The organism is Hydrogenophaga electricum, from assembly GCF_030160815.1.
Taxonomy (GTDB): Bacteria; Pseudomonadota; Gammaproteobacteria; order Burkholderiales; family Burkholderiaceae_C; genus Hydrogenophaga; species Hydrogenophaga electricum.
The window spans coordinates 1-10,278 of sequence record NZ_BSPB01000083.1; the positions used below are offsets into that span (position 1 = coordinate 1).

Sequence of the window (10,278 nt, forward strand, 5' to 3'; positions counted from 1 at the left end):
CGCGGCCGGCAGCAGGCCGGCCAGGAAGTCCTGTGTGTAGCGCAGGCGTTTGAGGTCGAGGCGCAGCGCGTGGCGGGCTTCGGCGTCTTCGCGCAGCGCCTGCCGGGCGTGTGTGCGCAGGCGCTGGTGCTGCCGGTGCACGGTCTGTCGGGCCCAGCCGGCCAGGGAGCGCCGGGGGCGGTGTGCCTCCGGCAGGGCCAGCAGCTCGCGGGTGAAGCGCAGCACGGCCCGGGCGTGGTCGGGGGTGCCCAGGCGTGCGACGACCTGCCCCGTGGCGGTCTGGCGCTGTGCGGCGGCCCAGGCGGTCCAGCCCGACCAGGGCGCCGGCTCGCCGGACGGCGGTGCCAGCGCGGGCAGCAGTTCGGTGGCGAACACGTCCCAGTTGCGGGTTTCGGCCAGCGCCCCGTGCAGGTCTTTCCAGTGCCGGCGCCAGCGGCGCACGAAGCGGGGGGGCAGGAAGGCGTCGAACAGTTGCAGGCCGGTGCGCAGGCGCCGCAAAGCCACCCGCGCCTGGTGCACGAACTCCGGATCGGGGGGCAGAGTGCCCTGCGCGGCATCGATCAGGCCGTGGGTGTTGGCCTGCAACTGCGCCAGGGCCTGCAGGGCGGCCTGGCGGAAGGCGGCGACCGGGCCCATGTCCGGGCGCAAAGGCACTTCGTCAGCGCGGACGGGGTGCGGGGTCTGGCCCTGGAACAGCGCCAGACCCCGCTGGGCCTTGCTGCGGTCGTCGGCCAGGAGCCACAGCGCCGGCGAGCCGGTGGCGCCGGGCGGGCGGGTCAGTTCCAGCGCCAGGGCGAGCAGGGCGTCCACCGGCCCTTGCGTCAGTTCGAGCTCCAGCTCCAGCAGCGCCATGGCCTGGGGCCCGCGGCCCCGGCCGGTGCGTATGAACCCCTGGTCCAGCGCCACCTCGATGCGCCCGCCGCCGTGCTCGAGCTGCCAGGTCGTGCGGTGAAAGTCGGTCCGGAAGACGGGCACGAGCTGCCAGGCCTGCGCGGCGAGGTCGCGCGCCAGGTCCGGGTGATCGACCAGGGCCTCGAAGTCGAAAACCCCTGGTGTGGTGGGGCCTTCCCATTCGCCGCGCTGCGACAGGCCACCGGTCGAGCTGCCGGCGGTCTTGACCGTCAGCAGCGTGCGGCGGCCGATGCGGCGTTCACGCACCGCGATGCGCTGCGCCATGAGTGCCAGGCCCGGGGTGTCGAAATAGGTGTTGAACAGGCGCTGGCGCCGCGGGCGCACCGCTTGCAGCAGGGGGTGTGCCAGCAGGCGGGGCAGGTCGTCGGCATTCAGCCGCAGTTTCAGTTCGGTTTCCTGGGCCATGGTGGGGTGGTCATTGCGGGGTGTTGCGGCCGAGCACCATCGGTGAAAGCAATCATTGGTTTGTCGGGTGGACTGGCTATGATCGCCGCCCATGCAGCATTCATGGAAACTCGCCGCCCTGGGCGGCCTCGTCTGTCTGGCCGCTCCGGTCTGGGCGCAGGAATCAGGGGCGTCGATCGGCGACGACGAGCAAGGCTACCTGATCGGCGCGTCGGTATCCAGCGCCATCGGCTACATCGGCAGTGCCAAGCCGACGGTGGACCTCAAGCCCATGTTCTCGTTCCAGCTCGGCCCGGTGCGGATCTCGCGGTCGCGCGCCAACGCGCTGCTCAACACCGGCCGGCGTGCCTACGAGACCGGCGTCAGCACCGATCTGCTGCGCGACGAAGGGTTTTCGCTCGGGGCCTCGTTGCGCTGGGACAACGGGCGCAGCATCGAAGACGATCCCCGCTGGGCCGATCTGGACGACGTGCGCAGCACCATGCGCGTGCGCCTGTCGGCGCGCTGGACGCTGGACCCGCACTGGACCGTGGGCCTCAGTGGCGACAAGGACGTGATGGGCCGTGGCGGCGGTGCGCGGCTGGGCGGCAGCGTGAGCTACCGGCACCCGGTGTCCGAAGCCACCTACTGGGACTTCACCCTGGCGGCCGGCGGCGGCAACCGCGAATTCATGAACACCACCTACGGTGTGCCGGCCCGGGCGGCGGCCACGGCGGGTGTGAATCCGTACGCCCCGAAAGCCGGGCTGGAGAACGCGCAGCTGTCGGCCGATTTTGCGCATTTCCTGAGCCGGCACTGGGTGGCTTTTGGCGGGGTGACCCTGGGCCGCATCGCCGGACCCGCGCGCAACAGCCCGCTGATCGACCGCGTGTCCACCTACGGCCTGACCTTCGGCGTGGCCTGGCGCGGCGGGTTCTGAGGCCGCGCGGAGCCGCCGCCGTTCAGGTCAGCACGATCTGCCCGGGCGCGGGCGGCGACACCGGGGGCAGTGCCTCACCCAGCATCTCGCGCAGCGAGGCCTCGACGGCGGCCGACATCGCGTCGAGCGCCAGGTCGTTGGGTTCGGTGCCGAAGGGCTCTTCGATCTCGGTGCCCAGCGCTTCCAGCGCGAAGAAGGTGTAGGCCAGGAAGGCCACGATGACCGGCGTCATCAGGCCGAGCGCATCGACCAGGCCGAACGGCAGCAGGATGCAATAGATATAGATGGTGCGGTGGATCATCACCGCGTAGGTGAAGGGAATGGGCGTGCCGGCGATGCGTTCGCAGCCGCCGAGCGCCTGGCTCAGCCGGTCCAGCGGCGCTTCCATGGCCGGCACGATCGCCGGCGCCAGGCGGCCGGCCTGGCGCTGCGCCTGCAGCCATTCGCCGGCCATCAGCAGCAGCAACGCCGGCTGGTAGCGGGCGCCGGCCAGGCGCTCGCAGTCGCTGTCGGGCAGCAGCCGGCGCAGGTCGCCCGTGGGGTCGGTGCCGCGCAACTGGTGCCGCAGCGCGTGCACGAAGGCCATCAGGCGCCGCGCCAGCGGCTGTGCGTTGCCGGGCGGCCCGTCGACCTGGGTCAGTGCCATGCGCAGCAGCGAGCGCGATTCGGTGAGCAGCGCGCCCCACAGGGTGCGGGCTTCCCAGTAGCGGGCGTAGCTGGTGCTGTTGCGAAAGCCCAGGAAGATGGCCAGCGTGAGGCCGATGAGCGAAAACGGCACGAAGTTGAGCGGGATCTTCCACTGGAGCACCTGGCCGTGCAGCACGGTGACGGCCACCGCCAGCGCCGTGACCGCGATCAACTGCGGCGCGATCTGGGGCACGACCGAGCCGCGCAGCACGAACAGCATGCGCAGCCAGTGGGGGCGGGGACGGATGATCATCGCGGCAGCAGGCGGGCCAGGTAGCGCCCGGTGTGGCTGGCTTCGCAGGCGGCCACGGTTTCCGGCGTGCCGGTGACCACCACCGAGCCGCCGCCCGAGCCGCCTTCGGGGCCCATGTCGATGAGCCAGTCGGCGGTCTTGATGACGTCGAGGTTGTGCTCGATCACCACGATGGTGTTGCCCGCGTCGCGCAACTGGTGCAACACCTTGAGCAGCAGCTCGATGTCGGCGAAGTGCAGGCCGGTGGTGGGCTCGTCCAGGATGTAGAGCGTGCGGCCGGTGTCGCGCTTGCTCAGCTCCTGCGCCAGCTTCACGCGCTGCGCCTCGCCGCCCGAGAGCGTGGTCGCGCTCTGGCCGAGCTGGATGTAGGACAGGCCCACGTCCAGCAGGGTCTGCAGCTTGCGGTTGAGCGCCGGCACGGCGCTGAAGAAGTCGGCCGCCTGCTCGACGGTCATGTCCAGGATCTGCGCGATGTTGCGGCCCTTGTACTGGACTTCGAGCGTTTCGCGGTTGTAGCGCTGGCCGTGGCAGACCTCGCAGGGCACGTAGACGTCGGGCAGGAAGTGCATTTCCACCTTGACCACGCCGTCGCCCTGGCAGGCCTCGCAGCGACCGCCGGCCACGTTGAAGCTGAAGCGCCCCGGGCCGTAACCGCGTTCGCGCGCGGCCGGCACCTCGGCCATCAGCTCGCGGATGCCGGTGAACAGGCCGGTGTAGGTGGCCGGGTTGGAGCGCGGGGTGCGCCCGATGGGTGACTGGTCGACGCTGATGACCTTGTCGAAATGCTCCAGGCCTTCGATGGCGTCGTGCGGCGCGGGCTCGTCGTGCGAGCGGTAGAGCTGGCGCGCCACCGCCGCGTACAGCGTGTCGTTGACCAGGGTCGACTTGCCCGAGCCCGAAACCCCGGTCACGCAGGTCAGCAGGCCCACGGGCACGTCCACCGTCACGTTCTTCAGGCTGTGGCCGCGCGCGCCCACCACGCGGATGCGCTGCAGGGCCTCTGCGGGCAGCGGCGCCGAAGCGGCACGCGCGCTGCGCGGGAAACCGGCCGGTGCCGGTGCGGCCGATGCGCCGGTGGCCAGGGGCAGCCAGGGGGTGCGGCGCGGGGGCACCGGAATCTGGCGCGTGCCGCTGAGGTACTGGCCGGTCAGCGAGTTCGGGTCGGCCATCACCTGCGCGGGCGTGCCCTGCGCCATGATCCGCCCGCCGTGCACGCCGGCGCCCGGACCGATGTCCACGCACCAGTCGGCGGTGCGGATCATGTCCTCGTCGTGTTCGACCACCAGCACGGTGTTGCCCAGGTCGCGCAGGTGCTGCAGCGTGCCGATGAGCCGGTCGTTGTCGCGCTGGTGCAGGCCGATGCTGGGCTCGTCGAGCACGTACATCACGCCGCTCAGGCCCGAGCCGATCTGGCTGGCCAGGCGGATGCGCTGCGCTTCGCCGCCGCTGAGCGTGTCGGCGCTGCGGTCCAGGCTCAGGTAGCCCAGGCCGACGTCGTTGAGAAACTTCAGGCGCTGGCTGATTTCATTGACCACGCGGGCGGCGATCTCGGCCTTGGCGCCGGTAAGGGCCAGGCGCTGGAAGTAGGCGTGGGCCTCGCCCAGCGTGACGTGGCTGACGCGGTAGATCGGGGCGCGCTGCTCGCCGTCGCCGATGAACACGTGCCGCGCTTCCTTGCGCAGCCGCGTGCCGCCGCATTCCGGGCACGGCTGGGTACTGCGGTAGCGCGCCAGTTCCTCGCGCACGGTGACGCTGTCGGTCTCGTGGTAGCGGCGCTCGAAGTTGCGGATGATGCCCTCGAACGGGTGGCTCTTGTGGACCTTCTTGCCGGCGCGTTCGCCCGAGGCCAGCGCGTAGCTGAACTTGATGGCCTCTTCGCCCGAGCCGTAGAGCAGCACCTGCCGCACGGGGTCGGGCAGGTCTTCCCAGGGCGTGTCGGGGCTGAAGCCGTAGTGCGCGCCCAGGCTTTCGATGATCGCGAAGTAGTAGCCGTTGCGCCGGTCCCAGCCCTTGATGGCGCCGCTGGCCAGGCTCAGGCTGGGGAAAGCGACCACGCGCTCGGGGTCGAACACCTCGGTGTGGCCGAGGCCGTCGCAGCTCGGGCAGGCGCCCAGGGGCGAGTTGAAGGAGAACAGGCGCGGCTCCAGCGCGCCCACGGTGTGGTGGCACACCGGGCAGGCGAACTTGGCCGAGAAGGGGTGTTCGGCGCCGCTGTCCATGTCCAGCGCGATGGCGCGGCCGTCGGCCAGCCGCAGCGCGGCCTCGAAGCTTTCCGCCAGCCGCTGCCTTTGCGGGTGAACCGGCCCGCCATCCCGGGCTTCGCCGGGCGTGCCGGGGGGCGGCGTGCGGGCCTCCTCGTCGGCCGACCGCACCTTGATGCGGTCGATCACCACGTCGATGTTGTGCTTTTCGTTCTTCTTGAGGGCGGGCAGGGCGTCGGCCTCCACCACCTCGCCGCCGATGCGAAAGCGCACGTAACCCTGCGCCTGCATCTCGGCGAACAGGTCGGCGAACTCGCCCTTTTTCTCGCGCGCCACCGGCGCCAGGATCATCAGCCGCGTGCCTTCGGGCAGGGCCAGCACGGTGTCCACCATCTGCGCCACGCTCTGCGACGCCAGCGGCAGGTCGTGCTCGGGGCAGTAGGGCGTGCCGGCGCGGGCGTACAGCAGGCGCAGGTAGTCGTGGATTTCGGTCACCGTGCCCACGGTCGAGCGCGGGTTGTGGCTGGTGGCTTTCTGCTCGATGGCGATCGCCGGCGACAGGCCTTCGATCAGGTCCACGTCGGGCTTGTCCATCAGCTGCAGGAACTGGCGCGCGTAGGCGCTCAGGCTCTCCACATAGCGGCGCTGCCCTTCCGCGTACAGCGTGTCGAAGGCCAGGCTGGACTTGCCCGAACCCGACAGCCCGGTGATCACCACCAGCGCGTGCTTGGGCAGGTCCAGGTCGATGTTCTTGAGGTTGTGCGTGCGCGCGCCGCGCACCGACAGCACGGCGGGAGTGACGGAAAGGGGTGGGCGGGCATCCACGGCGGGCATCCAAAGGGCAACCCGGCATGATAAGCCGCCGGGCCTGGGCGGGCCAGCCGTCTGGCTGGCGCCGGGTTGCAGCGGGCCGGGTGCCGGGCCCTGCCGCGCTGACGGGCCATGCCGCACAATGGCGGTTTTGTTGACGATTGGCGGGCCACCTCCCTTCCCGGGCGGCGTGGTCCCCTTGCTGACGTTTGCCTGACGTGTCCTCGCCTTCTGCTGTTCCGGCCGCCGCGGCCGATTCCCTGACCGCTTCTGCGGCCGAACCGTCCCGCATGACCGGTGCCGAGCGCCGTGCCAGCGCCTCGCTGGCGCTGGTGTTCGCGCTGCGCATGCTGGGCCTGTTCATCGTGCTGCCCGTGTTCGCGCTCGAAGCGGCGCGCCTGCCGGGCGGTGACGACCCGGCGCGCGTCGGGCTGGCCATGGGGCTGTACGGCCTGACCCAGGCCTTCCTGCAGATTCCCTTCGGCATCGCCTCCGACCGCTTCGGGCGCAAGCCGACCATCGTGGCCGGGCTGCTGGTGTTTGCGGCCGGCAGCGGCATCGCGGCCTGGGCGCCCGATCTCACCTGGCTGGCGGCCGGGCGCGCGCTGCAGGGAGCGGGCGCGATCTCGGCGGCGGTCACGGCCTTCCTGGCCGACGTCACCCGCGACACGGTGCGCACCAAGGCCATGGCCATCGTGGGCGCGAGCATCGCGCTGATGTTTGCGCTGTCGTTGGTGCTGGCACCCCTGCTGGCCGGCTGGGTCGGCCTCTCGGGCATCTTTACCCTCACCGCGCTGCTGGCGCTGGGCGGCATTGCCGTGGTGCTCTGGGTGGCGCCGCCCGAGCCGGCGGTGCACCGGCCCTCCGACATGCGGCAGGTGCGGGGCGGCCTGCGCCAGGTGCTGGGCCACGCCGGCCTGCTGCGGCTGAACCTGGGCGTGTTCGTGCTGCACGCGGTGCAACTGGCGATGTGGATGGCGCTGCCGGCCCTGCTGGTGGCGGCCGGGCTGGCCAAGGCCGAGCACTGGAAGATCTACCTCCCGGCGGTGGCGGCTTCGCTGCTGGTCATGGGCGGTGTGCTGTTTCCGATGGAGCGCCGGGGCCGGCTGCGCGCGGCGTTTCTGATCGCCATCGGCCTGCTCGCAGCGGTGCAACTGGGCCTGTGGTGGGTGGCCGACGCGCAGCCCGGGCTCTGGACGCTGGGCGGACTGCTGTTCGTGTTCTTCATCGGCTTCAACACCATGGAGGCCAGCCAGCCCAGCCTGGTGTCGCGCCTGGCGCCCGAGGGCGCCCGCGGTGCGGCGCTGGGGGTCTACAACACCCTGCAGTCGGTGGGCTTTTTTGTCGGCGGCGCGGTAGGCGGCTGGCTGGTGCGTGCGCACGGCCCGAGCGGCCTGTTTGCGGCCTGCGCCGTGGCTACGCTGGTGTGGTGGGTGGTGGCCTGGCCGATGAAGGCCCCTGCGGCCGCTTCGGCCGCGCCGCGGCACTGACGCCGCGCCAGCCCGGGCGGGGCGCTCAACCCGGTGTGGCGGGGCCGGACGGCGTCGGAGGCTTGTCGCCGCCCGGGGCTTCGAAGAGCTGGGCCTGCGCCGGGGCGCCGCCGTCGTCGGTTGGCGGGGCGGGTGCTGCCGGGGTCTGAGGGGCTGCGGTGGTGGCCGCTGGCGCATCACTTGCCGGCGACGCGGGGGCGGCGCTGGTGGCGGCGGGTGCCGGTGCAGGCGGCTCCGGGTCCACCACGCGGGTCGGCGGGGGCGGCTTTTTCCGGAAGGCCTTGGGCAGGCGGCGCGTCATCATGTCCGACAGCGTGCCGTACAGCGGCCGGCTGATCATCCGGGAAATCAGGCTCGCCAGCATGGCCGACGCCATCAGGCTCAACACCAGCGGCCGGCCGTCGATCATTTCCATCACGATGATGAACGAGGTCAGCGGGGCCTGCGTGGTGGCGGCCAGGAAGCTGGCCATGCCGATGGCAATCAGGCTGGGCGCCAGGGTGCTCAGGTTCTGCCCGGCCACGAAATGCGCCACGTCATGGCCCACGCCGGCGCCGATCGACAGCGAAGGCGCGAAGATGCCGCCCGGCACGCCGCTCCAGCTGGTGATCCAGGTGGCCATGAACTTGAGCAGCACGTACAGGCGCGAGACGTCGCTTTCGCCGGCCAGCATGTGGCGCACTTCCTGATCGCCGGCGCCGAAGGTCGCGCCCCCGGAAACCAGGCCGATCACGCCCACCGCCAGGCCGCACAGCGCGGCAAAACGCACCGGCGCGCGCTTGCGGAACGCGCTGATCCGGTCGGGCATGCCGGCCAGCGACGCGGCCATCAGGCGCGCGAACAGCCCGCCGAGCACGCCGCAGATGACCGCCACCAGCACGCCCGGCAACAGCGAACCCCAGCTCAGCTTGGGCACGCTGACCGCGCCGAAATAGGTCAGGTTGCCGAACACCGAAATGCCGACCAGACCGGCCAGCACGATGGCCGCGATGATCAGGCCGTTGTTGCGCGCTTCCAGCCGGTTCGAGAGTTCTTCGATCGCGAACACCACCCCGGCCAGCGGCGCGTTGAAGGCGGCGGCGATGCCGGCGGCGCCGCCGGCCACCAGCAGCGCGTGGTCGCTCATGGCCGAACCCGGGCGCAGCCAGCGCCGGGCGCTGTGCATCACGCCCGCGGCCACCTGCACCGACGGGCCTTCCCGGCCGGCCGAGAGCCCGGCCAGCATGGTCATCGAGCCGAGCACCATCTTGGCCACGGTGAGCTTGAACGAGACGAAGCGCGAACGGCTTTCCTTGGGCAGGTGCGGGTCCAGCGCGCTGATCACCTGCGGGATGCCCGACCCCGCCGCGCCCGGAAAATAGGTGCGCGTGCACCACACCACCAGGGCCGTGATCGCCGGGGTCCAGACCAGCACCAGCCAGGGCGCGGCGTCGTGGACGTGTTCGAACCACTCGAACGCCGTCTCGGTCATCAGGGTGAACAGCACCACGCACAGCCCGGCGGCGACGGCGTAGGCCAACACGATGGTGCGGTCCAGCCAGGCCCGGCCATCGGAGAGTTCGTCCTGTAGGTTCTGCAGGAAGTTGGGGTCGCGATTCATGGGTCTGAGACCGATTGTGGCATCGCATGCGCCAGCGGCCACCCGCAATGGCGGGAATTTCCCCCGCTTGCGGCACAATCGGGCCCCTGACGGGGAGGCGCTTCGGGTTTGCCTGTTTCCCGGTTTTTGTGTTCAGGTTACAAGGAATTGCGCATGGCATCCGTCAACAAAGTCATCCTCGTCGGCAACTGCGGCCGCGACCCCGAAATCCGTTACCTGCCCTCCGGTCAGGCCGTGGCCAACGTGAGCGTGGCCACCTCCAGCCGCCGCAAGGACCGCAACTCCGGCGAGATGGTCGAAGACACGCAGTGGCACCGCGTCACCTTCTACGACCGCCTGGCCGAAATCGCCGGCGAATACGTCAAGAAGGGTCGCCCCATCTACGTCGAAGGCCGGCTGAAGTACGGCAAGTACACCGACCAGTCCGGCGTCGAAAAGAACACCGTCGACATCATCGCGACCGAGTTGCAACTGCTCGGCGGCCGCGAAGGCATGGGCGGCGGTGACGAAGGTTCCGGTGGTGGCGGCGGCTACAGCCGCCCGCCGGCCGCCCCCCGGGCCGCTCCCGCTGCGCGCCCCGCGCCGGCGCCGGGCGCGGCCAAACCGGCCAGCGGCTTCGACGACATGGACGACGACATTCCGTTCTAGAAGCCACTTTTTTTGATTCGTCAACAAAAGGTCCAGAACCGTTGTGTTCTGGACCTTTTTTCTTGTAGACGCATTTTCTTGAGGTAGGTCTGTTCTTCACTTGTTGACTACTTCAACAAGTATGTAAACAGGCTGGGTCCTTCAGCAGGTAGTAGCCGCTTCCCGAGTTGCAGGGTAAGCGCACGGGGCTCACTCAGTGCAGGACATGAAGCTTCGCGCGGAGCTAAACCGACCTATAACTGGGGTAAAGCAAGCACTGAACCGCCCCGGATTTTGAGGAGGCTCCAATCTTTGAGAGGATGGAGCCATGAGGAAGTCAGTGAAGTTTTCGCCCGAGGTGCGCGAGCGCGCGG

7 protein-coding genes are annotated in these 10,278 nt (G+C 70.4%); 3 read left to right on the forward strand and 4 right to left on the reverse strand.

Annotated elements, in window-relative coordinates:
• Positions 1-1,317: CYTH and CHAD domain-containing protein (locus QQK43_RS21835; RefSeq protein ID WP_284309463.1), on the reverse strand; the 1,317-nt coding region annotated here is incomplete at its 3' end.
• Positions 1,318-1,408: 91 nt separating this feature from the next.
• Between QQK43_RS21835 and QQK43_RS21840 the strand changes: the two genes are divergently transcribed.
• Positions 1,409-2,236, forward strand: a complete 828-nt coding sequence (locus QQK43_RS21840) for a MipA/OmpV family protein (protein WP_234267523.1) — start codon at positions 1,409-1,411, stop codon at positions 2,234-2,236.
• A 22-nt stretch (positions 2,237-2,258) separates the two neighbouring features.
• Here QQK43_RS21840 and QQK43_RS21845 read toward each other — a convergent pair whose 3' ends face one another.
• Together QQK43_RS21845 and QQK43_RS21850 are read right to left on the reverse strand one after the other, a co-directional pair.
• The gene (locus tag QQK43_RS21845) at positions 2,259-3,176 is read right to left on the reverse strand and encodes a bestrophin family protein (protein WP_284309464.1); all 918 of its coding nucleotides are present in this window, start codon (positions 3,174-3,176) and stop codon (positions 2,259-2,261) included.
• Positions 3,173-6,211 carry an excinuclease ABC subunit UvrA gene (locus QQK43_RS21850; protein ID WP_370465334.1) on the reverse strand — a complete coding sequence of 1,013 codons (3,039 nt, stop codon included), beginning with the start codon at positions 6,209-6,211 and terminating at the stop codon, positions 3,173-3,175. The genes QQK43_RS21845 and QQK43_RS21850 overlap by 4 nt, the downstream gene beginning before the upstream one ends.
• Before the next feature lie 266 nt (positions 6,212-6,477).
• On the opposite strand from QQK43_RS21850, the gene QQK43_RS21855 reads away from it, so the two are divergent.
• Positions 6,478-7,677, forward strand: coding sequence for an MFS transporter (locus tag QQK43_RS21855; RefSeq protein WP_284309468.1), 1,200 nt, complete (start codon positions 6,478-6,480; stop codon positions 7,675-7,677).
• Positions 7,678-7,702: 25 nt separating this feature from the next.
• Here the strand turns inward: QQK43_RS21855 and QQK43_RS21860 are convergent, their stop codons facing one another.
• Complete coding sequence (locus QQK43_RS21860) at positions 7,703-9,277, reverse strand: chloride channel protein (RefSeq protein ID WP_284309466.1); 1,575 nt, start codon at positions 9,275-9,277, stop codon at positions 7,703-7,705.
• A 153-nt stretch (positions 9,278-9,430) separates the two neighbouring features.
• On the opposite strand from QQK43_RS21860, the gene ssb reads away from it, so the two are divergent.
• Positions 9,431-9,925 carry a single-stranded DNA-binding protein gene (gene ssb / locus QQK43_RS21865; RefSeq protein ID WP_284309467.1) on the forward strand — a complete coding sequence of 165 codons (495 nt, stop codon included), beginning with the start codon at positions 9,431-9,433 and terminating at the stop codon, positions 9,923-9,925.
• Positions 9,926-10,278: the final 353 nt, after the last annotated feature.

Coding starts and splice junctions, on each gene's coding strand:
- QQK43_RS21840 (WP_234267523.1), top strand. CDS start 1,409: ATGCAGCATTCATGGAAACTCGCCGCCCTGGGCGGCCTCGTCTGTCTG.
- QQK43_RS21845 (WP_284309464.1), bottom strand. CDS start 3,176: ATGATCATCCGTCCCCGCCCCCACTGGCTGCGCATGCTGTTCGTGCTG.
- QQK43_RS21850 (WP_370465334.1), bottom strand. CDS start 6,211: ATGCCCGCCGTGGATGCCCGCCCACCCCTTTCCGTCACTCCCGCCGTG.
- QQK43_RS21855 (WP_284309468.1), top strand. CDS start 6,478: ATGACCGGTGCCGAGCGCCGTGCCAGCGCCTCGCTGGCGCTGGTGTTC.
- QQK43_RS21860 (WP_284309466.1), bottom strand. CDS start 9,277: ATGAATCGCGACCCCAACTTCCTGCAGAACCTACAGGACGAACTCTCC.
- ssb (WP_284309467.1), top strand. CDS start 9,431: ATGGCATCCGTCAACAAAGTCATCCTCGTCGGCAACTGCGGCCGCGAC.